Raw genomic sequence first — 26759 nt, forward strand, 5'->3', positions numbered from 1 at the left:
TCAGGCCGAGCATCTCCTTATCCAAGGTGTGTCACCGAATTTTCAGATCTACTCGATCGGTCCCCTCTCCCTGTGGGAGAGGGTTAGGGTGAGGGGCATCGGGGGGCATTGCTTGCTCTTTGTTGACGCCAAAAATAAAACGGCCCGGTGATGATCACCAGGCCGTTATGGGTATTACCAGAGTCTAAAGGTGCCGTAGTGGCACCTTTGTCTCATCAGGCTTTAGCAGCCTGCGCGTCAGCCTGAGCCGACTGGATCGCCGTCAGGGCTACGGTATAGACGATATCGTCAACCAGAGCACCACGGGACAGGTCGTTCACCGGCTTGCGCATGCCTTGCAGCATTGGCCCGATGGATACCAGGTCAGCAGAACGCTGTACCGCTTTATAAGTGGTGTTACCGGTGTTCAGATCCGGGAAGATGAACACGGTCGCCTGACCGGCTACTGGCGAATTAGGCGCTTTGGATTTGGCCACGTCGGCCATGATCGCTGCGTCATACTGCAGTGGGCCATCGATGATCAGATCCGGGCGTTTTTCCTGCGCCAGACGGGTCGCTTCACGCACTTTCTCAACGTCGCTACCCGCACCGGAATTACCAGTAGAGTAGGAGATCATCGCTACGCGTGGTTCGATACCGAATGCGGCTGCGGAATCGGCAGACTGAATAGCAATTTCAGACAGCTGTTCAGCGGTTGGATCCGGGTTGATCGCGCAGTCGCCGTAGACCAGAACCTGGTCAGGCAGCAGCATGAAGAACACGGAAGAAACCAGTGAGCTGCCCGGTGCGGTTTTGATCAACTGCAACGGTGGGCGGATGGTGTTGGCGGTGGTGTGAACGGCACCGGAAACCAGGCCGTCAACTTCGCCTTTCTCCAGCATCAGGGTGCCGAGAACTACGTTGTCTTCCAACTGCTCACGCGCAACCACTTCGGTCATGCCCTTGCTCTTACGCAGCTCAACCAGACGCGGCACATAGAGTTCACGCACGGCAACCGGATCGACGATCTCGATGCCTTTACCCAGCTCAACGCCCTGCGCGGCGGCAACGCGTTTGATCTCTTCCGGGTTACCCAGCAGCACACATTCCGCGATACCACGTTCGGCACAGATGGCCGCCGCTTTCACGGTGCGTGGCTCGTCGCCTTCCGGCAGCACGATGCGTTTACCCGCTTTGCGCGCCAGCTCGGTCAGCTCATAACGGAACGCCGGTGGGGACAGACGACGTGAACGCTCAGAAGTGGCGGTCAGGGACTCGATCCATTCGGCGTTGATGTGGCTGGCCACGTAGTTCTGCACTTTCTCAATACGCTGATGGTCGTCTGAAGGCACTTCAAGGTTGAAGCTTTGCAGGCTCAGCGAGGTCTGCCAGGTGTTGGTGTCAACCATGAACACCGGCAGGCCGGTTTCAAAGGCGCGCTCACACAGCTTGTTGATGGAGGCATCGATTTCGTAGCCGCCGGTCAGCAGGATGGCACCAATTTCCACGCCGTTCATCGCGGCCAGGCAGGCTGAAACCAGCACGTCTGGACGGTCGGCAGAGGTTACCAGCAGGGAACCCGGGCGGAAGTGTTCAAGCATGTGCGGAATGCTACGCGCACAGAAGGTCACAGATTTCACCCGGCGGGTCATGATGTCGCCTTCGTTGATCACTCGCGCCTTCAGGTGGCGGGCCATATCAATGGCACGGGTAGCGATCAGCTCGAAGCTCCACGGTACGCAACCCAATACCGGCAGCGGGCTGTTGGCGAACAGCTGTGCAGGATCGACGTTGGCTACGCTGGCCTTGGTGGAATCGTCAAAGATTTCGGACAGGTCTGGGCGAGTACGGCCCTGATCGTCCACCGGAGCGTTCAGCTTGTTGATGATCACGCCGGTAATGTTTTTGTTCTTGCTGCCGCCGAAGCTGGAGCGAGCCAGTTCGATGCGCTCGGTCAACTGGGCTGGAGAATCGTTGCCCAGCGCCAGCACAAAGACGATCTCTGCGTTCAGCGTTTTGGCGATCTCGTAGTTCAGCGAGTTGGCAAACTGATGCTTACGGGTAGGCACCAGGCCTTCGATCAGCACCACTTCTGCGTCTTTGGTGTTTTCGTGGTAACGAGCCACGATCTCTTCCATCAGCACGTCCTGCTGGTTGGAGCTCAGCAGGCTCTCAACGTAGCTCATACGCAGGGGTTCGGCCGCTGGAATGGTCGAGTTGCTGCGGATGATGGTGGTGGTCTGGTCGAGGGAATCGCCGCCGGTACGCGGTTGGGCAATAGGTTTGAATACGCTCAGGCGAACGCCTTTTTGCTCCATGGAGCGGATGACACCCAGGCTGACGCTGGTCAGACCGACGCTGGTGCCTGTGGGGATCAACATAATTGTACGTGACACAGAATAGTCCTCTTCACGGTTTTCTGCCTGCAACGGGGGCGCAGACAAAGATGACAGGCTCAAAACAACACCGCCAGCCTGGGCTGACGGTGTGGAGAGCATTAAGCGGTCAGACGGGAAGCGTCTTGCGCGATGACCAATTCTTCGTTGGTCGGGATCACCAGTGCCGGACGGCTGCCGTCTTTGGTGATGTTGCCTGATTTGCCGAAGCGGGCAGCCAGGTTGCGTTCATGATCGATTTCAAAGCCCAGCAGGCCCAGTTTATCCAGGGTCAGTTCACGTACCATCGCGGCGTTCTCACCGATACCACCGGTGAAGATCACGGCATCCAGACGGCCTTCCATCAGGGCGCTATAGGCACCGATGTACTTGGCCAGACGGTGGCAGAAGACGTCCATGGCGCGCTTGGCATCGGCCTTGGTCTCATAGTTGTCTTCAACGTAGCGGCAGTCGCTGGTGACTTCGGTCAGGCCCAGCAGGCCAGATTCTTTGGTCAGCATCTTGTTGATCTGGTCAACGCTCATGCCCATGGCATCGTGCAGGTGGAAGATGATGGCTGGATCGATGTCACCACTGCGGGTACCCATCACCAGGCCTTCCAGCGGGGTCAGACCCATGGAAGTATCAACACACTTACCGTTGCGTACTGCGGTTACGGAACCGCCGTTGCCCAGGTGACAGGTGATGATGTTAACTTCTTCAACCGGCTTGTTCAGCGCCTTCGCGGCTTCTTGAGTCACGTAGAAGTGGCTGGTGCCGTGTGCGCCGTAGCGACGAACGCCATGGTCGCGGTACAGGCTGTACGGCAGGGCATACAGGTAGGACTCTTCCGGCATGGTCTGATGGAACGCGGTGTCAAACACGGCAACGTTTTTATCAGCCAGATTAGGGAAGGATTTCAACGCTTCAGCAATACCGATCAGATGAGCCGGGTTATGCAGTGGTGCAAAAGGTACCGAATCTTTGATACCCTGCAGGACTTCGTCGTTGATGACGGCAGAAGCCGTGAACTTCTCGCCGCCGTGCACGATGCGGTGGCCGATAGCGGTCAACTGGGCGGAAAGCTCTGGTTTTTGTGCCAGAATAGTATTAACAATGAAGTTCAGCGCTTCGCTGTGCGCAGCGCCGGCACCCAGTGCCGCTTCTTGTTTACCGCCATCCATTTTCCATTTGATACGGGCCTCAGGAAGATGGAAGCACTCGGCCAGGCCAGAGAGGTATTCTTCACCGTTGGCTGCATCGATGATGGCGAATTTCAGGGAAGAACTGCCGCAGTTAAGGACCAGTACTAGCTTACTCGACATGGAAGTACCTACTTATAGTTCGTGTTGGTATTAAGGAAGACCCAAAAACACGTGGTGAATAAAACGTCAATCAGACAACAAGCGTAGCGCATAATGCCGTTGACATTTATGATTAACATCATGTCAGTGATACAAAGGACACAATGATGAAAAAACCGATGATTTCTCTGCGGTTTAAGCGATCCTGATTTTTACCGCTTCCTAGCCCCACATGGCCGCCAACGGCAGGATTAGGGAGATAGGGCTAAAAGTTGACAAATCTTCTGTCATCTTCTACCGGCACATGGCCGGCTTAGGATACCGATAGCCCGCCACAAACACAAAATAAATTTAAAGCTTCAACTTTTTTGTTAGTGTGTTTGCAAGAATATTTTATTTTTTATACGTGAAGTTGAGGTGCGCAATGACAAGCAGACCATCCGGTTCCGTAAGCTGGTTTCAGATATTCCAGCGCGGGCAGCATTACATGAAAACCTGGCCAGCAGACAAACGGCTGGCACCGCTTTTCCCTGAGAACCGCGTGGCGCGCGCTACCCGCTTTGCCGTTCGCTTTATGCCACCGTTGGCGATTTTTACCCTGACCTGGCAGATTGCGCTCGGCGGTCAGCTTGGTCCGGCGATTGCCACCGCGCTGTTTGCCTGTAGCCTGCCGATGCAGGGGCTGTGGTGGTTGGGCCGACGTTCCGTGACGCCGTTGCCGCCAACCCTGCTGCAATGGTTCCATGAGGTCCGTAACAAGCTGGCGGAAGCCGGGCAGGCGATTGCCCCCGTTGAAGGGACGCCAACCTACCAGGCGCTGGCGGACGTGCTGAAACGAGCCTTCAAGCAGTTGGACAAAACCTTCCTCGACGATCTTTAAGTGCCACTGGGCCGGGATCTCACCGGCCTTGCTTTATGCCGCAAATTCGTGCCCGGATCATGTCTGGTCACTCCCCACATTTGACGAATATCCCGGTTCAAATCAAAGAATGGGTTAGTTGTGATTCCACGCCATACTGAAGTCATGCGATGCTCTGGTTAATTTGCAGAACTGAGGACAATGAAATGGAAATGACTCACGCCCAACGGCTGATTTTGTCGAATCAATACAAGATGATGACCATGCTCGATCCGGACAATGCGGAGCGCTACCGCCGCTTGCAGACGATCATCGAACGCGGTTTTGGTTTGCAAATGCGCGAGCTGGATCGTGATTTTGGTGAGATGAGCGAAGAAGTGTGCCGCACCATCATCAACATCATGGAAATGCACCATGCGCTCCAGGTCTCCTGGGAGAACCTCAAGGATCGCCAGGGGTTAGAAGCGCGTCGTCTGGCATTCCTGGGTTTTGATGCGGCTACTGAAGCGCGTTACCTGAGCTATGTGCGTTTCCTGGTGAACACGGAAGGGCGGTATACTCATTTCGATTCTGGTAGCCACGGGTTTAACGCCCAAACCAAAATGTGGGAAAAATACCAGCGCATGCTGAGTATCTGGCTATCCTGCCCACGCCAGTATCATCTGAGCGCCGTCGAGATTGCGCAAATCATCAATGCCTGATTAAACGTAGAGGGGTTTCCCGTGGAGTGTAAGGGTTTTCTGTTCGATCTTGATGGAACGTTAGTAGATTCATTACCAGTGGTAGAGCGAGCCTGGACGCAATGGGCAGAACGCCATGGCATCAGCCCGCAACAGGTGCTGGACTTTATCCACGGAAAACAGGCGATCACCTCGCTGCGTCACTTTATGCCGAATGCCACCGAGGCTGAGCTACAGCATGAGTTCACACTGCTTGAGCAGGTGGAGGCAGAGGATACCGACGGAGTCCATGCCCTACCAGGTGCATTGGCCCTGCTGGAGCAGATCAATGCGTTGGGGATACCTTGGGCAATCGTCACTTCGGGTTCCGTGCCAGTGGCTAACGCACGCCGTCTTGCCGGTGGAGTGCCGCTTCCTGAGGTGTTTATCACCAGTGAGCTTGTTACACAGGGTAAACCGCATCCAGACGCCTACCTGTTAGGGGCACAAGGTCTTGGGTTGGCACCGCAGGATTGTGTGGTGGTGGAAGATGCCCCTGCCGGGATCCTTTCAGGTTTGGCCGCAGGTTGCCAGGTGATTGCGGTTAATGCACCGGCAGACGCACCGAAGCTGGACCAGGTGGATCTGATCCTTTCCTCCTTGGAACAGCTCAAGATCGCCAAGTCCGAACAGGGCGCTGTCATCGAACTTATTGCTTAATCTGCACATTCTTACCTCAATTTGATTAGACCCCGCATCGTCGGGGTTTTTTTATGCTAATTTCTTATGCCGGGATCACTGCAGAATGAGGCCGTTTTGAACAGCGAATTACTTTGGGTTTTGAGTTTACTGTTAATAGCCATTGTGCTGTTTACCACCAATAAGCTGCGCATGGATGTGGTGGCACTGTTGGTGATCATTGCGTTTGTGCTCAGTGGAACCTTGAGTCTGCAAGAGGCAACGGCTGGCTTCAGCGATCCTAACGTCATTTTGATTGCCGCTCTGTTCGTCATTGGCGAAGGGCTGGTACGCACCGGGGTGGCCTATCAGGTTGGTGACTGGTTGGTGAGGGTGGCGGGCAGCAGTGAAACCAAGATGATGATGCTGCTGATGTTTACCGTCGCCGGGCTGGGGGCCTTTATGAGCTCGACCGGGGTGGTAGCCATCTTTATTCCCGTGGTGCTCAGCGTCGCGGTGCGTATGAAAATCTCCCCAGGGCGGCTGATGATGCCGCTGAGCTTTGCCGGTTTAATCAGCGGCATGATGACGCTGGTCGCCACGCCGCCGAATATGGTGGTCAACAGCGAACTGGTTCGTGAAGGCATCGACGGTTTCGGCTTCTTTGGCGTCACGCCAATTGGTCTGGTGGTGTTGCTGTTGGGCGTGGGGTACATGCTGGTTGCAAGACGCTGGCTCGGCGACAGCGGCGGCACCAAGACCAAGTCGGCCTGGGAGCGCCGGACTTTCCGCGATTTAATCCGCGACTATAAGCTCACCGGGCGGGCGCGTCGTTTGGCGGTGCGTAGCGGTTCGCCACTGATTGGCCGTTCGCTGGATGAATTGCATTTGCGCGCGCGTTACAGCGCCAACGTTATCGGCATTGAGCGCTGGAAGCGTTTCCGCCGGGTGATGATCAGCGCCTTTGGCAGCACGGAACTGCGCGAAGGGGATGTACTGCTGATCGACATGACGGATTGTGATATCGATCTGCGTCAGTTCTGTAGTGAGCAACAGCTTGAGCCCATGGTGCTGCGGGGGGAATATTTCTCCGAACAGTCGCGCAACGTGGGCATGGCCGAAGTTTCGCTAATCCCTGAATCGGCACTGCTCGGGAAAAGCGTGCGCGATGCCGCTTTCCGCAGTAGGTACGATCTCAACGTGGTCGGTATCCGCCGCAATGGTGAAACCCTGCAAGGCAAGCTGGTGGATGAACCGCTGGGCCTGGGGGACATTCTGTTGGTGATCGGCGATTGGAAAGCAATCCGCCAGTTACAGGCCAAAACCCATGACTTTATCGTCTTGAACCTGCCCGCAGAAGTGGACGAAGTGGCACCGGCGATCACCCAGGCTCCTCATGCGTTGTTCTGTCTGGCGCTGATGGTGGCAATGATGCTGACCGACGAGATCCCCAATCCGATCGCCGCGCTGATCGCTTGCCTGCTGATGGGGCGCTTTCGCTGCATCGATATGGAAAGTGCCTATAAGGCGATCCATTGGCCGAGCATCATTTTGATCGTCGGTATGATGCCCTTTGCCCAAGCGTTGCAGAAAACGGGCGGGGTAGATCTGATCGTCCGTGGGTTGATGGATGTTGCCGGTAATGCCGGGCCGCACGTCATGCTGGCCTGTCTGTTTGTCCTGTGCGCCACCATAGGGCTGTTTATCTCCAACACCGCCACCGCGGTATTGATGGCACCGATTGCCATCGCGGCGGCCCGTGAAATGGGCGTTTCACCTTATCCGTTTGCCATGATTATCGCTATTGCCGCCTCCGCCGCCTTTATGACGCCGGTGTCATCGCCGGTCAATACGCTGGTGTTGGGGCCGGGGAACTACAAGTTTGGCGATTTTCTGAAAATTGGGGTGCCGTTCACCGTACTGGTGATGATTGTCAGCGTGATATTGGTGCCTTGGTTGTATGCGTTTTAAGCACACAGTTTGCGTTTTATGTCAGGAATGAGTAAAGGCACTTTATTGACTCTTGAGAATGCGCTTAAGTAGCTAACGACCGAAACCATAAAGAGTTTTGGCATTTTATCGGCTCATGCAGCAGCTCGTTGAGGCTTTACGGCGACCGGTGTCGCCCAGGCTTAGTTTAGCGATCCTTCTGGAGTTGCCATGAAAATGAAACATGGATTTATAACCCTTACTTTAGCTTCTCTGTTGTTGCTGTCCGGCTGTACGAGATACATGAGTGGCTCTCTCAATTCGGTGCCCGATCCGGGTTATGCCTTTGATAAGAATGCGCCAGTGTTGGTGCTTGTCGCCTCAGATTCTGATGAACCGATGCTGGCGAAACACTTCTTCGGTAATACGCTGACGTTTTTGCGCGCAAAGGGGTTTCAGCGCGTTTATACCGAGGATAACCTGCCAAATGGCGGTGTGGTGCCCAAGCTGTTTGTGGTGTTGGACGTAGATAAAAACACCCGGGTACATGAATATACCAGCGCGGATTACGGGGATGTGGCCACCGGTGAGACCACCGAATGCACCACTGAAAATACCAAGAAAGGGGAAAAGGCGACCTGTACCACCAAGGCCATTATGACCAGAGAGATCATTGGCTATTCGAAGAAAAGGGACTACTACACCGAGCGCCGTTTCCTGCTGAGTATGTTTAACAGCGATAAAAAACCGGTGCTGGAGGCCCAGGCTTCTTACTTTGGCAACCAATGCCCACAGGATAAAATTTACCGCTTCCTGGTCACACAAACTTTCCAGCGTATCGATTTACGCTCGGTGGTGGAGCAGGAGTTCACGGTAGAAATGCCGGAAGGTACGACCTGCGGCTAAGGTGTCTCAGACTGCCAGGTGCATAAGCACCTGGCTCTGCACTCACAGTGGTGAGTCGCTGCTGATTTCATCCAGCGAAAGGCTGAAGCTCGGGATAAACACCGTCATGAAATACTCCATTTCTGGGCTGTGGCGCATTTGCAGCGTTTTCTCCAGACGAGCCTTGGCTTGCTTGAACTCATTATTCCCCGCTGACAGCTCCTCCAGACACTTCAGATACGCGCATAGCGCATCGGCCTGTTTCACGATCAGCTTTTCGTCTTCGCTGTGATGGTGCTCGTCCAGGATCGAGCGGAAATCGTTCTGTAACTCTTCCGGCAGCATCTCCAACAGCTTTTGTTGGGCAATCTTCTCGATTTTTTTGTATTCGTGGGCAATCTGCGGGTTGTAATACTTGATGGGAGTGGGCATATCGCCGGTCAGCACTTCGCTGGCATCGTGATACATCGCCAACAACGCCACGCGTTCGGCATTCAGGTTGCCGTTAAACTTGCGGTTTTTGATCGCGGCCAGCGCATGGGCGACAAAGGCGACCTGCAGGCTGTGTTCGGAAACGTTTTCGGTACGCACATTGCGCATCAGCGGCCAGCGGCTAATCAGTTTCAAACGGGACAGGTGGGCAAAGAAGTGGCTCTGGCTCATGGTGCTCTCTCTACAACGGCATGTGAGAGCATTATACGCTATGGAGCTAAGTACATCCCTCGGAATTGTAGGGCGCAGCGAACCGCGCCCGGCAAAATTACTGGTGATAGGTTTCCAGGAAGCGGCCCAGTTTGCCCACCGCCATTTCCAATTCATCCACGCGGGGCAGCGTAACGATACGGACGTGGTCTGGGTAAGGCCAGTTGAACGCGCTGCCCTGTACCAGTAACACCTTCTCTTGCAACAGCAGATCCAGCACCAGCTTCTGGTCGTCGCGGATGTTAAAGCGCTTGGCGTCGATGCGTGGGAACATATAGAGCGCACCCTGAGGTTTCACGCAGGAAACGCCAGGGATCTCGTTTAGCAGCTCCCAGGTACGGTCGCGTTGTTCATACAGGCGGCCACCAGGCTGAATAAATTCGCTGATGCTCTGGTAACCCCCCAGTGCCGTCTGGATCGCATGCTGCATTGGCACGTTAGCGCACAGACGCATGGAAGCCAGCATCTCCAACCCTTCAATATAGCCTTTGGCATGTTTCTTCGGCCCGTTGAGCACCATCCAGCCCTGACGGAAACCGGCAACGCGGTAGGTTTTGGACAAGCCGTTAAAGGTCACGGTCAGCAGATCTGGGGCCAATGCGGCGATGGAGTGATGCTCTGCCTCGTCGTAGAGGATCTTGTCGTAGATTTCGTCGGCAAAGATGATCAGGTCATGCTGGCGAGCAATCTCGACGATCTGTTCCAGCAGCTCTTTGCTGTAGACCGCGCCGGTTGGGTTGTTAGGGTTAATGATCACGATGCCACGGGTGCGTGGGGTGATTTTGCTGCGAATATCGTCCAGATCCGGGAACCAGCCAGATTCTTCGTCGCACATATAGTGCACGGCCTTGCCGCTGGAAAGTGACACGGCGGCGGTCCACAACGGATAGTCTGGCGCAGGCACCAGCATTTCATCACCGATGTTCAGCAGCGCTTGCATGGATTGCACGATCAGCTCAGAAACGCCATTGCCAATGTAGATATCCTCAACGGTCACGTCACGCATGTTACGTGCCTGATAGTGCTGCATGATTGCCTTGCGCGCCGAGTAGAGCCCTTTGGAGTCGCAGTAGCCTTGTGCCGTTGGCAGATTGCGGATCACGTCGACCAGAATTTCATCGGGGGCATCAAAGCCGAACGGGGCAGGGTTGCCAATGTTCAGCTTGAGGACTTTATTGCCTTCTTCTTCAAGACGTTTAGCTTCTTTGAGTACCGGGCCACGAATGTCATAACAGACGTTGTCCAGTTTGCTGGATTTCTCAATGGGGGACATAGAAAGTTGAGCCTTTTGCTAAGATAGGGTCGTTCCTACCGTGGAACACCGCAATCCGTCCAATGTACTCCTGGAGGCCGGGCTTTTGAAGGGTTATGCATTGCTTTGGTGAAAACGATCGGCAAAAATCGCTTTTTAAGATAATAACTGTCTGTATTGATCGTTTTTTCAGTGTTTAAATCTGAAAATGTCGCTGGTTTAAGGTTTATACTTCGATGGAAGTGCATGTCACGTAAAGGGTTTTTGTCAGTTAACCGCATAAATGTGTACGCCAAGCGTCAGAAAAACGCCAAAGCCGCTTAAAAATAGTAATATGGGATTAATCTGGTTTCTGGTCTGTACTGACAATACCACACTGAGTTGAAGTAGAATTACATTAGGTCCACTTTAGTAATTAACTTAAATTTTATTTAAGTAATGGTCGGTGTCTTTTAATAAGCAAAAGACTTACTGCTTGAATTTATTAAATTCCCTAATCGATGAGTCATTCGATATACGGGGAGGTTGTTAATATTTTGTACAGAAAACAACAATGCTGTCATGGTCTCTGGCGGCCAGGGATCGAGGTAACCGGGAGGAAAGGGGGGATTTTGCCCGCATAGGATTATCAGTGCTTATAAGGGTAAGCACTTTTCGTCGTAACTTTCACCACTATCAATAAGCCGTTGCGATAGATCATGGATAAAAAGCGATGCAGATAACGAAATATAAGTAATTTTTTTGCCCTCTTCTAATGAGTGGGGTACTGTCATAAGTGGCGCATGCCCTTTTCAGCTGCGTCTTAGAAATACACCAGGGTAGTTTGTAAATTAGAATTTAAAAAGTGAAGAAAACACTATGACAAGTGCAAATCGTCCGATACTTAATCTCGACCTCGATCTGCTAAGAACCTTTGTTGCTGTTGCTGATTTGAATACGTTTGCGGCGGCTGCCGTTGCCGTGTGTCGTACTCAGTCCGCAGTCAGTCAACAAATGCAGCGGTTAGAGCAATTGGTTGGCAAAGAGTTGTTCGCCCGTCATGGGCGCAATAAATTGTTAACCGAACATGGTATCCAGCTTCTCGGCTACGCCAGGAAAATCCTGCGCTTCAACGACGAAGCTTGTGCCTCCTTGATGTACAACAATATCAACGGCGTTCTGACTATCGGTGCTTCTGATGATACCGCCGATACCATTTTGCCTTTCTTGCTAAACCGCGTGACGTCGGTCTATCCCAAGCTGGCGATTGATGTGCGGGTGAAGCGTAGTCCGTTCATGATCGACATGCTGAAGAATGGTGAAGTGGATCTGGCCATCACCACCGTGGATACCGAAGGGCATCCGCACATCATTCTGCGTACGTCCCCAACGCTGTGGTACTGCTCGGCAGATTACCATTACCAGGCGGGGGAACCGATCCCTCTGGTGGTGATGGATGAGCCAAGCCCGTTCCGTGCGATGGCGATCAAGCACCTTGAGGCTGCCGGTATTCCTTGGCGTATTGCCTACGTGGCCTCTACGCTTTCTGCGGTGCGCGCGGCGTGCCGGGCAGGTTTGGGGATCACCGTGCGGCCAATCGAAATGATGAGCCCAGATCTGCGAGTTCTGGGGGCGGCGGAAGGTTTACCGCATCTTCCTGATACGCAGTATGCGCTATGCAAAGACATGAAGTGCGAAAATGAACTGGCCATGGCGATCTTCAGTGCCGTGCAAAACGGCAGTGAGATTTACCACTTCGGCGGCGGCGAATCTTCGGTGATCGATGAAGGTTCCAGCGTGGCGGATAGCGAAGAGTAGCGTTTTACCCTAAGCTAGTCGTATTGAAAGTTACAAACCTCTGCCACGGCGGAGGTTTTTTTTAACTCAAAAAAGGGAAAGCAAGGATTTTGGCCTGTTGAGGGTAAATTCGATGCTAAATGGGTATTTTAGCATGGTTTCTAGCAGGTGAAACCTGCATTTCTTCTAATTGCTCGTTTTTTATGCAGCGATAACAATGAGTAAATGCCTGGAGTTGATAGGGTTATTTTGCTATTTTACGCTGACGTTTTTTTACCTGAAATTGACAAAAATTGTTAAACCGCCACACTTTTTTTGAGGATTTCTGCCCGAAACGTGTCCTGGATCAAAAAAATACCCCTAGGTAGTGAGTGGAACAACAGGGAATTCCTGAGAGAATGGTATAGTAAAAGTGAAATGTGCCTGTGGGGTTATATCTATCTGTTTCCGTTGAGCAATCAACTGACACGATTTAGCCTAAGCCAAGCGCATCATATGTTAATTAAATGCTTCGTATGTAAATTAGTGTGTAGATACTTTTGTCAAAGTTGACAGAAGGTTATAGAAAGGAGTAAAAAGCCCACAGTAAAACACTGCCTAACTCTCTGTAAAAGCAGCTTGTTTGTGTGGTTATTTATCCTTCCCTTAAATCGATGTGGTGCACTAACTGCCAGTTACAAGAGCAGAACGATCGACGCCACTTTTGATGAGTAAGCATAGAGTATGTCAACAACCATTGAAGTCATCGCTCATCACTGGGCGTTCGCCGTATTTCTTATCATGGCTATCGGGCTCTGCGGCTTCATGCTGCTGGGTGCGTTCTTCTTGGGTGGGAGAGCCCAGGCTCGCGCCAAAAACACCCCTTATGAATCCGGGGTCGACTCGGTCGGTACGGCGCGTTTGCGTCTGTCCGCCAAGTTCTACCTGGTGGCCATGTTCTTCGTCATTTTCGATGTTGAAGCCTTATATCTGTACGCCTGGTCGGTCTCGATTCGTGAGAGCGGTTGGGTAGGCTTTATCGAAGCCGCCATTTTCATTTTGGTGTTATTGGCTGGTTTGGTTTATCTGGTGCGTATCGGCGCATTGGATTGGACTCCAACGCGCTCCAAGCGTTTGAGTAAGCCAACTATCATCAAGAACGCTAGCAACAGTCATCCGCAGTAACAGCGAGGCATTAAGATGGACTATACGCTCACCCGCATAGACCCGAACGGTGAGAACGACCGTTATCCCCTGCAAAAACAGGAGATCGTAGGCGATCCCCTTGAGCAGCAGGTTCACCGTACGGTTTACATGGGTAAACTCGAACATGCTTTGCATGACATGGTGAACTGGGGGCGTAAAAACTCTCTTTGGCCGTATAACTTCGGCCTTTCGTGCTGTTATGTGGAAATGGTGACCTCGTTTACCGCCGTTCACGACGTGGCGCGTTTTGGTGCGGAAGTATTGCGTGCCTCCCCACGCCAGGCCGACTTTATGGTCGTTGCCGGCACCTGCTTTACCAAGATGGCCCCGGTCATTCAGCGTTTGTACGAGCAAATGCTGGAGCCTAAATGGGTGATCTCGATGGGCTCCTGCGCCAACTCAGGCGGCATGTACGATATCTACTCAGTAGTCCAGGGCGTGGATAAATTCCTGCCGGTCGACGTGTATATTCCTGGCTGCCCACCGCGCCCGGAAGCTTACATGCAGGCACTGCTGCTGCTGCAGGAATCCATTGGTAAAGAACGTCGCCCGCTGTCGTGGGTCGTTGGCGATCAGGGCGTGTACCGCGCCAATATGCCATCAGAAAAAGAACGTAAGCACGCCGAGCGTATTGCGGTAACCAACCTTCGGTCGCCTGACGAGATTTAAGACGTTCATTTAACGTCCATCTTAGTGCGCTATTGGTTAACACAGCGAAAAGTTGAACTTGCGGCGAAATAACCCTTTAGTGTGGTGAAAAAAATTATGACAGATTTAACGACGCACGAAGCTCTGCCTGCTTGGCATACCCGCGATCATCTTGATGATCCGGTGATCGGCGAACTGCGCAACCGTTTTGGGCCGGAAGCCTTTACTGTTCAGCCCACCCGTACCGGAATGCCCGTGGTATGGGTCAAGGTTGAGCAGTTGCTGGAAGTTATGACGTTTTTGAGAAAACAACCGAAGCCGTACGTCATGCTGTTCGACCTGCATGGCATGGACGAGCGTCTTCGTACCCACCGTGAAGGCTTACCTGCCGCGGACTTCTCTGTTTTCTACCATCTGATTTCTGTCGAACGTAACCGTGACATCATGCTGAAAGTGGCGCTGTCTGAAAAAGACCTGCACGTGCCCACAGCAACCAAGATTTTCCCGAATGCCAACTGGTATGAGCGAGAAACCTGGGAAATGTTCGGTATTACCTTCGACGGCCACCCGCACCTGACGCGCATCATGATGCCGCAGAGTTGGGAAGGCCATCCACTGCGTAAAGACTACCCGGCGCGCGCCACCGAATTCGATCCTTTTGTGTTGACCAAACAAAAAGAAGATCTGGAGATGGAGTCGCTGAAGTTCAAGCCGGAAGAGTGGGGCATGAAGCGCGGCACCGAGAATGAGGACTTCATGTTCCTTAACCTCGGCCCAAACCACCCTTCTTCACACGGTGCATTCCGTATCATTCTGCAGTTGGACGGTGAAGACATCGTTGACTGTGTGCCGGACGTGGGTTACCACCACCGTGGCGCAGAGAAGATGGGCGAACGCCAGTCCTGGCACAGCTTTATCCCGTATACCGACCGTATCGAATACCTCGGCGGCTGCGTAAACGAAATGCCTTACGTACTGGCGGTGGAAAAACTGGCCGGGATCGTGGTGCCGGATCGTGTCAACACCATCCGCGTCATGCTGTCTGAGCTGTTCCGCATCAACAGCCACCTGCTGTACATCAGTACCTTTATCCAGGACGTGGGTGCCATGACCCCGGTGTTCTTTGCCTTTACCGACCGTCAGAAAGTTTATGATGTCGTTGAAGCGATTACCGGCTTCCGTATGCACCCGGCCTGGTTCCGCATTGGTGGCGTGGCGCACGACCTACCGCGTGGCTGGGATCGCCTGCTGCGTGACTTCCTGGACTGGATGCCGAAGCGCCTCGATTCCTATGTGAAAGCGGCACTGCACAACTCCGTTCTGAAAGGGCGTTCTGTCGGCGTGGCTTCTTACAACGCCAAAGAAGCGTTGGAATGGGGTGTGACTGGTGCTGGCTTGCGCGCTACCGGCGTTGAGTTTGACGTGCGTAAATGGCGTCCATACTCCGGCTATGAAAACTTCGATTTCGAAGTTCCGGTCGGCGACGGTAACAGCGACTGCTATACCCGCGTGATGCTGAAAGTGGAAGAGCTGCGCCAGAGCCTGCGCATTCTTGAGCAGTGCCTGAACAACATGCCGGAAGGCCCGTTCAAGGCCGATCATCCGCTGACCACGCCGCCGCCGAAAGAGCGCACGTTGCAACATATTGAAACGCTGATCACCCACTTCCTGCAGGTTTCCTGGGGCCCGGTGATGCCAGCCAACGAATCATTCCAGATGGTTGAAGCCACGAAAGGGATCAACAGCTACTACCTGACCAGCGACGGCAGCACCATGAGCTATCGCACCAGGATCCGTACGCCAAGCTATGCTCACCTGCAGCAAATCCCTGCGGTGATCCGTGGCAGCCTGGTCTCTGACCTGATCGTCTATCTGGGTAGTATCGATTTTGTAATGTCAGATGTGGACCGCTAACTATGCATGATCTTAAAGACACTCACGTGAGTCACGATGCGCTTGAGGCCACCAATGCAGCCGCTCCCCAGAGCGGCGCTGATGCATTTGTGCTGAGCGCGGAAGAACGTGATGCGATCGAGCACGAAAAGCACCATTACGAGGATCCACGCGCCGCCTCCATTGAAGCACTGAAGATCGTGCAGAAGCAGCGTGGTTGGGTTCCGGATGGGGCGATTTATGCCATCGCTGAAGTGCTGGGCATCCCAGCCAGCGACGTAGAAGGCGTGGCCACGTTCTACAGCCAGATTTTCCGCCAGCCAGTAGGACGCCATGTGATCCGTTACTGTGACAGCGTGGTTTGTCACATCAACGGCTACCAGGGCATTCAGGCCGCGCTGGAAAAGAAACTCAACATCAAGCCGGGCCAGACTACCTTCGACGGTCGTTTCACCCTGCTGCCGACCTGCTGTCTGGGTAACTGCGACAAAGGCCCGAACATGATGATCGATGAAGATACTCATGCTCACCTGACGCCAGAAAACGCGGTCGAACTGTTGGAGCGGTATAAATGATGATTGATATCAAACGTACTGCCGAAATGCATCCGCTGACCTGGCGCCTACGCGATGACCAACAGCCGGTCTGGCTGGATGAATATCGCAGCAAGAACGGTTACCAGGGCGCGGGAAAAGCGCTGAAAGGCATGGCCGCCGATGACATCGTCACCCTGGTGAAAGATGCCGGGCTGAAAGGCCGTGGTGGTGCAGGTTTCTCCACCGGTTTGAAGTGGAGCCTGATGCCGAAAGACGAATCCATGAACATCCGTTACCTGCTGTGTAACGCCGATGAAATGGAGCCGGGCACCTATAAAGACCGTTTGCTGATGGAGCAACTGCCACACCTGTTGGTGGAAGGCATGCTGATTTCGGCATTCGCGCTGAAAGCCTACCGAGGTTACATCTTCCTGCGTGGCGAATACGTCGAGGCCGCAGTACATCTGCGCCGTGCGATTGCGGAAGCCACCGAAGCAGGCCTGCTGGGCAAAAATATCATGGGCAGCGGCTTTGACTTCGAGCTGTTCGTCCACACGGGCGCTGGCCGCTACATCTGCGGTGAAGAAACGGCGCTGATCAACTCGCTGGAAGGCCGCCGCGCCAACCCGCGCTCCAAGCCGCCATTCCCCGCTTCCGTGGGCGTATGGGGCAAACCGACCTGCGTGAACAACGTAGAGACCCTGTGTAACGTGCCTGCCATCCTCGAGCATGGCGTGGACTGGTACAAAGGGATCTCCGCCGGTAAGAGTAACGACGCCGGTACCAAACTGATGGGCTTCTCTGGCCGGGTGAAAAACCCAGGCGTCTGGGAGCTGCCGTTTGGGACTACCGCGCGTGAAATTTTGGAAGATTACGCCGGTGGCATGCGCGATGGCCTGAAATTTAAAGCCTGGCAGCCGGGCGGGGCGGGTACCGACTTCCTGACCGCCGATCACCTGGATCTGCCAATGGACTTCGAAAGCATCGGTAAAGCGGGCAGCCGTTTAGGTACGGCGCTGGCGATGGCGGTGGATCACGAAATCGGCATGGTTCCCCTGGTGCGTAACCTGGAAGAGTTCTTTGCCCGTGAGTCCTGTGGCTGGTGTACACCGTGCCGTGACGGCTTACCGTGGAGCGTGAAGATCCTGCGTGCTTTGGAAAGAGGCGAAGGCCAGCCGGGGGATATCGAAACCCTCGAGCAGCTGTGCCGCTCCCTTGGCCCAGGTAAAACCTTCTGCGCCCATGCGCCAGGTGCCGTAGAGCCACTGCAAAGCGCGATTAAATATTTCCGTGAAGAGTTTGAAGCCGGGATTTCCCCACAGTACTTGGGCAATCTCCAGGCGGTTGGCGGCATTCAGCCAAACAACTTGTTGAAGCAACGCTGGTAATCCCGCTTTGCCTGGGTGCGGTGAGCGCGCCCCGAAACACGGCCAGAATTTTTGATTAACGCCTGCCTTATGGGCAGGCCACTTGGAAGCATGCTGACTATGGCTACGATTCATGTAGACGGCAAAGAATACGACGTAGATGGAGCCGACAACCTGTTGCAGGCGTGTCTCTCCCTCGGCCTCGATATTCCTTACTTTTGCTGGCATCCGGCGCTTGGAAGCGTCGGCGCTTGCCGCCAATGTGCGGTAAAGCAATACCAAAACGCGGACGATACGCGTGGCCGTTTGGTGATGTCCTGTATGACACCGGCATCCGATGGAACCTTTATTTCCATCGATGACGCAGAAGCCAAACAGTTCCGTGAAAGCGTGGTCGAGTGGTTGATGACCAACCACCCGCACGACTGTCCGGTATGTGAAGAGGGCGGTAACTGTCACCTGCAAGATATGACAGTAATGACCGGCCACAGCTTCCGTAAATATCGCTTCAGTAAGCGCACCCACAACAACCAGGAACTGGGGCCATTTATCTCGCACGAGATGAACCGCTGCATCGCCTGTTACCGTTGTGTGCGTTACTACAAAGACTACGCGGATGGCACCGATTTTGGTGTCTACGGCGCGCACGACAACGTCTATTTCGGTCGTCCGGAAAGCGGCACGCTGGAAAGCGAGTTCTCCGGTAACCTGGTAGAAGTGTGCCCAACCGGCGTATTCACCGACAAAACCCACTCCGAGCGTTACAACCGTAAGTGGGACATGCAGTTTGCCCCGAGCATCTGCCAGCAGTGCAGCATCGGTTGTAACACCAGCCCGGGTGAGCGCTATGGCGAACTACGTCGTATCGAAAACCGTTACAACGGCAGCGTAAACCACTATTTCCTGTGTGACCGCGGCCGCTTTGGTTATGGCTATGTGAACCAGAAAGATCGCCCTCGTCAGCCGCAGCAACTGCGTGGCAACGACTGGATCACCCTGAACGCCGAGCAGGCGATGCAGGGTGCGGCAGATATTCTGCGTCAGGCCAACAAAACCATCGGTATCGGTTCACCGCGTGCCAGCCTGGAAAGCAACTTTGCGTTGCGTGAACTGGTCGGCGCCGAGAACTTCTATACCGGCATCAATCAGGCTGAACAACAGCGCCTGAACCTGATGCTCAACGTGTTGAAAAACAGCGGCGTTTATACGCCTAACCTGCGTGAAATCGAAAGCTACGACGCGGTGTTGGTTCTGGGTGAAGATTTGACCCAGACCGGTGCTCGTATCGCGCTGTCGGTACGTCAGGCGGTGAAAGGGAAAGCCCGCGCGATGGCTGCGGCACACCGCGTCGCCGATTGGCAGATCGCGGCGGTGCAAACCATCGGCCAGCACGCCAAACACCCGCTGTTCGTCACTAACGTAGATAACACCCGTCTGGACGACATCGCCGCCTGGAACTACCGTGCGCCGGTGGATGAGCAAGCCCGTTTAGGCTTCGCCATTGCCCACGCGCTGGATGAGTCCGCGCCGGCGGTGACCGATCTGGCCGACGATCTGAACAAGAAAATCGACGTGATCGTGCAGGCCCTGGCCGGTGCGCAGAAACCATTGATCATCACCGGCAGCAACGCGGGTAGCACAGCGATCATTGAAGCTGCGGCCAACATTGCCAAGGCGTTGAAAGGTCGCGGTGCCAATGTTGGCATCACCTTCGTTGCCGCCGCTGCCAACAGCATGGGCTTGGCGATGATTGGTGGTGGCTCGCTGGATGAGGCGCTGGTGCAGTTGGAAAGTGGTTCCGCTGACACCGCCATCGTGATGGAAAACGATCTCTATCGTCACGCCCCGGCGGCCAAAGTGGATGCCGCATTGGCCAAGGTCAGTAACCTGATCGTTGCCGATCACCAGCGCACCGCCATCATGGACAAAGCCAACCTGATCCTGTCTGCGGCCAGTTTTGCAGAGAGCGATGGCACCTTGGTCAGCCAGGAAGGCCGCGCACAGCGCTTCTTCCAGGTCTACGACCCGGCTTATTACGATGATGCCAAGAAAAATATCTACAGCGTGATGTTGGAAAGCTGGCGTTGGATGCACTCGCTGCATTCCACCTACACCAGCCGCCAGGTTGACTGGACCCAGCTCGATGACGTGATTGCCGCCTGCGTGAGCGCATTGCCGCAGTTGCAAGGTATTGTCGAAGCTGCCCCAGATGCGACCTTCCGCATCCGTGGTCAGAAACTGGCCCGTTCACCGCACCGCTACAGTGGCCGCACCGCGATGCGTGCCGATATCAGCGTGCATGAACCGCGTCAGCCGCAAGATAAAGACACCATGTTCGCCTTCTCGATGGAAGGGAACAACAGCCCGCTGGCTGACCGTCAGCAGATCCCATTTGCCTGGGCACCAGGTTGGAACTCACCGCAGGCATGGAACAAGTTCCAGGCCGAAGTGGGTGGCAAACTGCGCCATGGCGATCCGGGTATCCGCCTGATCGAAGCAGGGGAGGGCAACCTCGGTTACTTCACCGCTATCCCTACGGCGTTCAAAGCCGAAGGCTGGCGTGTTGCGCCGTATTACCACCTGTTTGGCAGTGACGAAATGTCACAGCGCTCCGAAGTGATCCAGCAACGTATGCCTCAGGCCTACGTGATGATCAACGTTGCCGATGCCGCACAGCTGGGTGTCAATGTCGGAGCCTGGGTCGAGTTCAGCTGTGCAGGCCAAACGCTGCGTTTGCCGGTACGCCTGAGTGAAACCCTGAGCCAAGGCCAGGTTGGTTTGCCGCTCGGCTTGCCAGGGATCCCGCCGGTACTGGTGGGTGCGAAGGTTGAAAATCTGCGGGAGGCGGCACTATGAGCTGGTTGACACCTGAGGTGATCGACATCCTGATCGCCGTGTTGAAAGCGGTGGTGATCCTGTTGGTCGTGGTCACCTGCGGGGCGTTTATGAGCTTCGGCGAACGCCGTCTGCTGGGGCTGTTCCAGAACCGTTACGGACCAAACCGTGTCGGCTGGGGCGGTTCGCTGCAGCTGGTCGCCGACATGATCAAAATGTTCTTCAAAGAAGACTGGGTTCCGACCTTCGCCGACCGCATGATCTTTACGCTGGCCCCGGTGATCGCCTTTACCTCGCTGCTGTTGGCCTTTGCCATCGTGCCGGTCAGCCCGACCTGGTCGGTGGCCGATCTCAACATCGGTATTCTGTTCTTCCTGATGATGGCTGGCCTGGCGGTGTATGCCGTGCTGTTCGCCGGCTGGTCCAGTAACAACAAATACTCGCTGTTAGGGGCGATGCGTGCTTCGGCACAAACCCTGAGCTACGAAGTGTTCCTCGGCCTGTCCGTGCTGGGCGTAGTGGCGCAAGCCGACTCGTTCAACATGCAGGCGATTGTTGAATCACAGGCACACATCTGGAACGTCATTCCGCAATTCTTTGGTTTCATTACCTTTGCGATTGCCGGTGTGGCGGTATGTCACCGCCATCCGTTTGACCAGCCGGAAGCCGAGCAGGAACTGGCCGACGGTTACCACATTGAATATTCCGGTATGAAATTCGGTCTGTTCTTCGTGGGGGAATACATCGGTATCGTGACCGTGTCCGCCCTGATTGTGACGTTGTTCTTCGGCGGTTGGCAGGGTCCATTCCTGCCGCCATTCATCTGGTTCGCACTGAAAACGGCCTTCTTCATGGTGATGTTCATTCTGATCCGTGCTTCGTTGCCGCGTCCGCGTTATGACCAGGTGATGTCATTCGGCTGGAAGATTTGCCTGCCGTTGACGCTGCTGAACCTGCTGGCAACCGCCGCGGTCATTTTGTACAACGCTCAATAAGGGGTGAATAAACCATGGCATTGAAAGAGTTAGTGGTTGGTTTCGGCACCCAGGTGCGCAGCCTTTGGATGATTGGCCTGCACGCCTTCGCCAAACGCGAAACCCAGATGTATCCGGAAGAACCGGTTTACCTGCCGCCGCGCTACCGTGGCCGCATCGTGCTGACGCGCGATCCGGACGGTGAAGAGCGCTGCGTGGCCTGTAACCTGTGTGCGGTTGCCTGCCCGGTTGGCTGTATCTCCCTGCAAAAAGCAGAGCAGAAAGATGGCCGCTGGTATCCGGAGTTTTTCCGCATCAACTTCTCACGCTGCATTTTCTGCGGTCTGTGCGAAGAAGCTTGCCCAACTACCGCGATCCAGCTGACGCCGGATTTCGAAATGGGTGAGTTCAAGCGCCAGGATCTGGTGTACGAAAAAGAAGATCTGTTGATCTCGGGGCCGGGTAAATATCCGGAATATAACTTCTACCGGATGGCCGGTATGGCGATTGACGGCAAAGCCAAAGGCGAAGCCGAAAACGAAGCCAAACCGATCGACGTCAAAGGTCTGTTGCCTTAAGGAGCCAGCAAGCATGGAAATTGCCTTTTATTTGGCAGGGTTCATTGCGATTATCGCGACCATTCGCGTCATTTCGCATACCAATCCTGTGCATGCGCTGCTGTATCTGATCGTCTCTTTACTGGCGATCTCGGCAGTCTTTTTCTCACTGGGTGCCTACTTTGCGGGTGCTCTGGAAATCATCGTCTACGCCGGTGCCATTATGGTGCTGTTCGTGTTCGTGGTCATGATGCTCAACCTCGGCAACGCGGTGCAGCAGCAAGAGCGCGACTGGCTGAAGCCTGCCGTCTGGATTGGCCCTGGTCTGCTGTCACTGATCTTGCTGGTGGTGCTGATTGTGGCGATCCGCAGCGTGTCCGATCAGGGCATCACCGGTGAGATGGTGGACGCCAAAGCGGTCGGGATCAGCCTGTTTGGTCCTTACGTGCTGGCGGTTGAGCTGGCTTCAATGCTGCTGTTGGCGGGCCTGGTCGTTGCCTTCCACATTGGTCGTGAGCACAAACCGGGTGAAGTGTTCAGCAATACCCCGGCAAGCAGCGAAATGGCGAAAAGAAAATCGGAGGACCAAGCATGATCCCTCTTCAACATGGGCTAATCCTGGCGGCGATCCTGTTCGTCCTGGGGCTGACTGGCTTGATGTTACGCCGTAACCTGCTGTTTATGCTGATCAGTCTGGAAGTGATGATCAACGCTGCGGCGTTGGCGTTTATCGTGGCGGGTAGCTATTGGGGCCAGACCGACGGGCAGGTGATGTACATCCTGGCCATCAGCCTGGCGGCAGCCGAGGCCAGTATCGGCCTGGCGTTGCTGCTACAGCTCTACCGTCGTCGGCATACCCTGGATATTGACACTGTCAGTGAGATGCGCGGATGAACCTATTATATTTAACTATTCTGCTACCGCTGATCGGGTTCCTGCTGTTGGCATTTTCCCGTGGTCGCTGGTCTGAAAACACCGCGGCTACCGTTGGCGTAGGGTCGATTGGCCTGGCGGCTCTGGTCACGGTGTATGTGGCGATTGATTTCCTAGGCCAAAAGGCCGCTGGCGTGCAGCTGTATGAGCAAAGCCTATGGAACTGGATGAGCGTTGGCGACTTTAACGTCGGCGTTACCCTGGTGCTGGACGGCCTGTCGCTGACCATGCTGTCGGTAGTGACCGGCGTTGGCTTCCTGATCCACATGTATGCTTCCTGGTACATGCGTGGGGAAGAGGGCTACTCCCGCTTCTTCGCTTACACCAACCTGTTTATCGCCAGCATGGTGGTATTGGTACTGGCAGACAACCTGCTGCTGATGTACCTGGGTTGGGAAGGCGTGGGCCTGTGCAGCTATCTGTTGATCGGTTTCTACTACAAAGATCCGGCCAACGGCGCGGCGGCAATGAAAGCCTTCATCGTTACCCGTGTGGGTGACGTGTTCCTGGCCATTGCGCTGTTCATTCTGTACCACGAGCTGGGTACGCTGAACATCCGTGAACTGATGGTGCTGGCACCGCAGAAACTGGCGGTTGGCGATACGGCATTGACCTGGGCAACCCTGATGTTACTGGGTGGCGCAGTAGGTAAATCAGCTCAGTTGCCGTTGCAAACCTGGCTGGCAGATGCGATGGCGGGTCCAACCCCGGTATCTGCATTGATCCACGCCGCAACCATGGTTACCGCAGGTGTCTACCTGATTGCCCGTATGCATGGCCTGTTCCTGATGACGCCGGAAGTGCTGAATCTGGTCGGTATCATTGGTGGCGTTACGCTGCTGCTGGCGGGCTTTGCCGCGCTGGTGCAGACCGACATCAAACGTGTACTTGCCTATTCCACCATGAGCCAGATTGGCTACATGTTCTTGGCGCTGGGCGTGCAGGCATGGGATGCGGCCATCTTCCACCTGATGACTCACGCGTTCTTCAAGGCGCTGCTGTTCCTGTCCTCCGGTTCAGTCATCCTGGCCTGTCATCATGAGCAGAACATCTTCAAGATGGGTGGCCTGCGCAAGAGCATTCCGCTGGTGTATGTGTGCTTCCTGGTGGGGGGCGCGGCGCTGTCTGCTCTGCCTATCGTTACCGCTGGTTTCTTCAGTAAGGATGAAATCCTGGCAGGCGCTATGGCGAACGGCCACTTCAACCTGATGATTGCCGGTCTGATTGGTGCATTCATGACCTCACTGTATACCTTCCGCATGATCTTCATCGTGTTCCACGGCGAAGAGAAAATCAAAGCGCATGCGGGCAAAGGTATTACTCACCACCTGCCACTGTTGGTTCTGATGGTGCTGTCCACCTTCGTCGGCGCGATGATTGTGCCGCCGTTGCAGGGTGTACTGCCGGAAACCACCGAACAGGCACACGGCAGCGTTCTGACATTGGAGATCGCCTCTGGCGTGGTCGCTATCGTCGGGATCCTGCTGGCAGCTGCGCTGTGGCTGGGCCAACGTCGCCTGGTCAACAGCATCGCGAACAGCGCTCCGGGTCGTTTCTTCTCGACCTGGTGGTTCCATGCCTGGGGCTTCGACTGGCTGTATGACAAAGTGTTCGTCAAGCCATACCTGGGCATCGCCAAGCTGCTGCAAAGCGATCCGCTGAACTCACTGATGAACCTGCCTGCGCTGTTCTCCCGCTGGGGGAACCGTGGCCTGACGGTGAGTGAGAACGGTCAGATCCGCTGGTATATCGCGTCTATGGGTGTGGGTGCAGTGCTGGTACTGGCTCTGTTGATTTTGGTTTAACTGAATAATTTAAACAGACGCATTTTGGGTTCGGCCCTTGTCGAACAAGGGCCCGATACAAGTTTTTTAGATTATTCATATAAGGGACACAAAACGCCATGCTATTACCTTGGCTAATTCTTATCCCCTTTATCGGCGGTCTGCTGTGCTGGCAGTGCGAGCGTTTCGGTACTAAGGCGCCGCGCTGGATAGCGTTGATCGCAATGGGGCTGACGTTGGCGCTTTCTCTGCAACTGTGGTTGCAGGGGGGCTATTCGTTGATAAAACCGCAGGGCATGCCGCAGTGGCAGTCTGAGTTTATGTTGCCGTGGATCCCGCGCTTTGGCATCAGTATTCACCTGGCGCTGGACGGCCTGTCACTGCTGATGGTGGTGCTGACGGGTTTCCTGGGCGTGCTGGCGATCCTCTGTTCCTGGCGTGAAATCCAGAAGTATCAGGGCTTCTTCCACCTGAACCTGTTGTGGATCCTGGGCGGCGTGATTGGCGTGTTCCTGGCCATCGACCTGTTCCTGTTCTTCTTCTTCTGGGAAATGATGCTGGTGCCGATGTACTTCCTGATCGCCTTGTGGGGTCATAAAGCATCGGATGGTAAAACCCGTATCACCGCAGCAACCAAGTTCTTCATCTATACCCAGGCCAGCGGTCTGGTGATGCTGATTGCGATCCTGGGCCTGGTATTCGTGCACTACAATGCGACCGGCGTGTGGACCTTCAACTACGAAGATCTGCTGAAAACCCCAATGTCGCACAACGTTGAATACCTGTTGATGCTGGGCTTCTTCATCGCGTTCGCGGTGAAAATGCCGGTGGTGCCATTGCACGGCTGGTTGCCGGATGCGCATAGCCAGGCACCAACGGCGGGTTCTGTCGACCTGGCGGGGATCTTGCTGAAGACGGCGGCCTACGGCCTGCTGCGTTTCAGCCTGCCGCTGTTCCCGAACGCGTCCGCCGAGTTTGCCCCTATCGCCATGTGGCTGGGTGTGATTGGTATCTTCTACGGTGCCTGGATGGCGTTCGCACAGACCGATATCAAACGTCTGATTGCCTATACCTCCGTTTCCCATATGGGCTTCGTACTGATCGCCATCTACACCGGTAGCCAGCTGGCTTACCAGGGTGCGGTGATCCAGATGATCGCCCACGGTTTGTCTGCCGCTGGTATGTTCATCATCTGTGGCCAGCTGTACGAACGTCTGCACACTCGCGATATGCGTCAGATGGGCGGCCTGTGGGGACGTATCAAGTACCTTCCTGCGCTGTCACTGTTCTTCGCGGTGGCAACTCTGGGGATGCCGGGTACCGGTAACTTCGTCGGTGAATTCATGATCCTGTTCGGCAGCTTCCAGGTTGTACCAGTGATCACCGTGATTTCTACCTTCGGTCTGGTGTTTGCTTCGGTTTACTCGTTGATCATGATGCAGCGTGCCTACTACGGCACCCCGAAATCTGATCAACCGTTGCCGGGCATGACCGCACGTGAACTGTTTATCATTCTGCTGTTGGTGGTACTGCTGGTGCTGCTGGGTGTCTATCCTCAGCCAATCCTCGATACCTCAAGTGCGGCGATGAGCAACGTGCAACACTGGTTTGGTCCGTCAGTTTCAGCAATTTCAACAACAAGGCCGTAA

At 54.7% G+C, this 26759-nt stretch carries 22 protein-coding genes; 18 read left to right on the forward strand and 4 right to left on the reverse strand.

The annotated features are described in order from the left end of the window. Positions 1–215 precede the first annotated feature (215 nt). The gene (gene pta / locus AC6HVW_RS02515) at positions 216–2375 is read right to left on the reverse strand and encodes a phosphate acetyltransferase (RefSeq protein WP_024485140.1); all 2160 of its coding nucleotides are present in this window, start codon (positions 2373–2375) and stop codon (positions 216–218) included. 101 nt (positions 2376–2476) lie between these two features. Continuing rightward, the gene (ackA, locus tag AC6HVW_RS02520; RefSeq protein ID WP_024485139.1) at positions 2477–3679 is read right to left on the reverse strand and encodes an acetate kinase; all 1203 of its coding nucleotides are present in this window, start codon (positions 3677–3679) and stop codon (positions 2477–2479) included. 403 nt (positions 3680–4082) lie between these two features. Here ackA and yfbV point away from each other — a divergent pair, with 403 nt between their 5' ends. From yfbV to AC6HVW_RS02545, 5 genes are all read left to right on the forward strand, one after another. Continuing rightward, positions 4083–4538 (forward strand): terminus macrodomain insulation protein YfbV, encoded by a 456-nt coding sequence (yfbV, locus tag AC6HVW_RS02525; RefSeq protein WP_024485138.1) that lies wholly within the window; start codon positions 4083–4085, stop codon positions 4536–4538. 185 nt (positions 4539–4723) lie between these two features. After that, positions 4724–5218, forward strand: a complete 495-nt coding sequence (locus tag AC6HVW_RS02530) for a YfbU family protein (RefSeq protein WP_071684045.1) — start codon at positions 4724–4726, stop codon at positions 5216–5218. A gap of 21 nt (positions 5219–5239) precedes the next feature. Next, positions 5240–5896: a sugar phosphatase gene (locus tag AC6HVW_RS02535; RefSeq protein WP_071684044.1), complete on the forward strand. Its 657-nt coding sequence runs from the start codon at positions 5240–5242 to the stop codon at positions 5894–5896. 96 nt (positions 5897–5992) lie between these two features. After that, positions 5993–7825 carry an SLC13 family permease gene (locus AC6HVW_RS02540; RefSeq protein ID WP_071684122.1) on the forward strand — a complete coding sequence of 611 codons (1833 nt, stop codon included), beginning with the start codon at positions 5993–5995 and terminating at the stop codon, positions 7823–7825. Between the two features lie 261 nt (positions 7826–8086). Next, entirely contained in the window at positions 8087–8689 is a 603-nt protein-coding gene (locus AC6HVW_RS02545) for a hypothetical protein (RefSeq protein ID WP_021805997.1), read from the forward strand. A gap of 42 nt (positions 8690–8731) precedes the next feature. On the opposite strand, the gene yfbR is transcribed toward AC6HVW_RS02545, so the two are convergent. Beyond that, positions 8732–9331, reverse strand: coding sequence for a 5'-deoxynucleotidase (gene yfbR, locus AC6HVW_RS02550; RefSeq protein WP_021805996.1), 600 nt, complete (start codon positions 9329–9331; stop codon positions 8732–8734). Positions 9332–9428: 97 nt separating this feature from the next. Next, a complete protein-coding gene (locus AC6HVW_RS02555; RefSeq protein ID WP_021805995.1) occupies positions 9429–10643 on the reverse strand; it encodes a pyridoxal phosphate-dependent aminotransferase in 1215 nt (404 codons plus the stop codon). Positions 10644–11480: 837 nt separating this feature from the next. On the opposite strand from AC6HVW_RS02555, the gene lrhA reads away from it, so the two are divergent. The 13 genes from lrhA to nuoM all read left to right on the forward strand — a co-directional run bounded on the left by lrhA (position 11481) and on the right by nuoM (position 26759). Beyond that, positions 11481–12419, forward strand: coding sequence for a transcriptional regulator LrhA (lrhA, locus tag AC6HVW_RS02560; protein ID WP_071684042.1), 939 nt, complete (start codon positions 11481–11483; stop codon positions 12417–12419). Between the two features lie 702 nt (positions 12420–13121). Further along, positions 13122–13562: an NADH-quinone oxidoreductase subunit A gene (locus AC6HVW_RS02565; RefSeq protein ID WP_021178526.1), complete on the forward strand. Its 441-nt coding sequence runs from the start codon at positions 13122–13124 to the stop codon at positions 13560–13562. Between the two features lie 15 nt (positions 13563–13577). Next, positions 13578–14252: a NuoB/complex I 20 kDa subunit family protein gene (locus tag AC6HVW_RS02570; protein WP_021178525.1), complete on the forward strand. Its 675-nt coding sequence runs from the start codon at positions 13578–13580 to the stop codon at positions 14250–14252. A 96-nt stretch (positions 14253–14348) separates the two neighbouring features. Further along, on the forward strand, positions 14349–16145 hold the full coding sequence (gene nuoC / locus AC6HVW_RS02575; RefSeq protein ID WP_037375523.1) for an NADH-quinone oxidoreductase subunit C/D: 1797 nt from the start codon (positions 14349–14351) through the stop codon (positions 16143–16145). Positions 16146–16147: 2 nt separating this feature from the next. Further along, entirely contained in the window at positions 16148–16699 is a 552-nt protein-coding gene (nuoE, locus tag AC6HVW_RS02580; RefSeq protein ID WP_021178523.1) for an NADH-quinone oxidoreductase subunit NuoE, read from the forward strand. Then, positions 16696–18048, forward strand: a complete 1353-nt coding sequence (gene nuoF / locus AC6HVW_RS02585; protein WP_186486771.1) for an NADH-quinone oxidoreductase subunit NuoF — start codon at positions 16696–16698, stop codon at positions 18046–18048. Before nuoE ends, nuoF begins: the two co-directional genes overlap by 4 nt. Before the next feature lie 99 nt (positions 18049–18147). After that, positions 18148–20883, forward strand: a complete 2736-nt coding sequence (gene nuoG / locus AC6HVW_RS02590; RefSeq protein WP_186486770.1) for an NADH-quinone oxidoreductase subunit NuoG — start codon at positions 18148–18150, stop codon at positions 20881–20883. Further along, positions 20880–21857 (forward strand): NADH-quinone oxidoreductase subunit NuoH, encoded by a 978-nt coding sequence (gene nuoH / locus AC6HVW_RS02595; RefSeq protein ID WP_021805990.1) that lies wholly within the window; start codon positions 20880–20882, stop codon positions 21855–21857. Before nuoG ends, nuoH begins: the two co-directional genes overlap by 4 nt. Positions 21858–21871: 14 nt before the next feature. Then, positions 21872–22414, forward strand: coding sequence for an NADH-quinone oxidoreductase subunit NuoI (nuoI, locus tag AC6HVW_RS02600; protein ID WP_497569250.1), 543 nt, complete (start codon positions 21872–21874; stop codon positions 22412–22414). A gap of 13 nt (positions 22415–22427) precedes the next feature. Next, entirely contained in the window at positions 22428–22988 is a 561-nt protein-coding gene (nuoJ, locus tag AC6HVW_RS02605; protein ID WP_021805989.1) for an NADH-quinone oxidoreductase subunit J, read from the forward strand. Beyond that, complete coding sequence (gene nuoK, locus AC6HVW_RS02610) at positions 22985–23287, forward strand: NADH-quinone oxidoreductase subunit NuoK (protein ID WP_021178516.1); 303 nt, start codon at positions 22985–22987, stop codon at positions 23285–23287. Before nuoJ ends, nuoK begins: the two co-directional genes overlap by 4 nt. Next, the gene (nuoL, locus tag AC6HVW_RS02615) at positions 23284–25131 is read left to right on the forward strand and encodes an NADH-quinone oxidoreductase subunit L (protein ID WP_497569251.1); all 1848 of its coding nucleotides are present in this window, start codon (positions 23284–23286) and stop codon (positions 25129–25131) included. Before nuoK ends, nuoL begins: the two co-directional genes overlap by 4 nt. A gap of 98 nt (positions 25132–25229) precedes the next feature. Further along, positions 25230–26759, forward strand: coding sequence for an NADH-quinone oxidoreductase subunit M (gene nuoM / locus AC6HVW_RS02620; protein WP_021805987.1), 1530 nt, complete (start codon positions 25230–25232; stop codon positions 26757–26759).

Source organism: Serratia sp. NCCP-200, assembly GCF_059697885.1.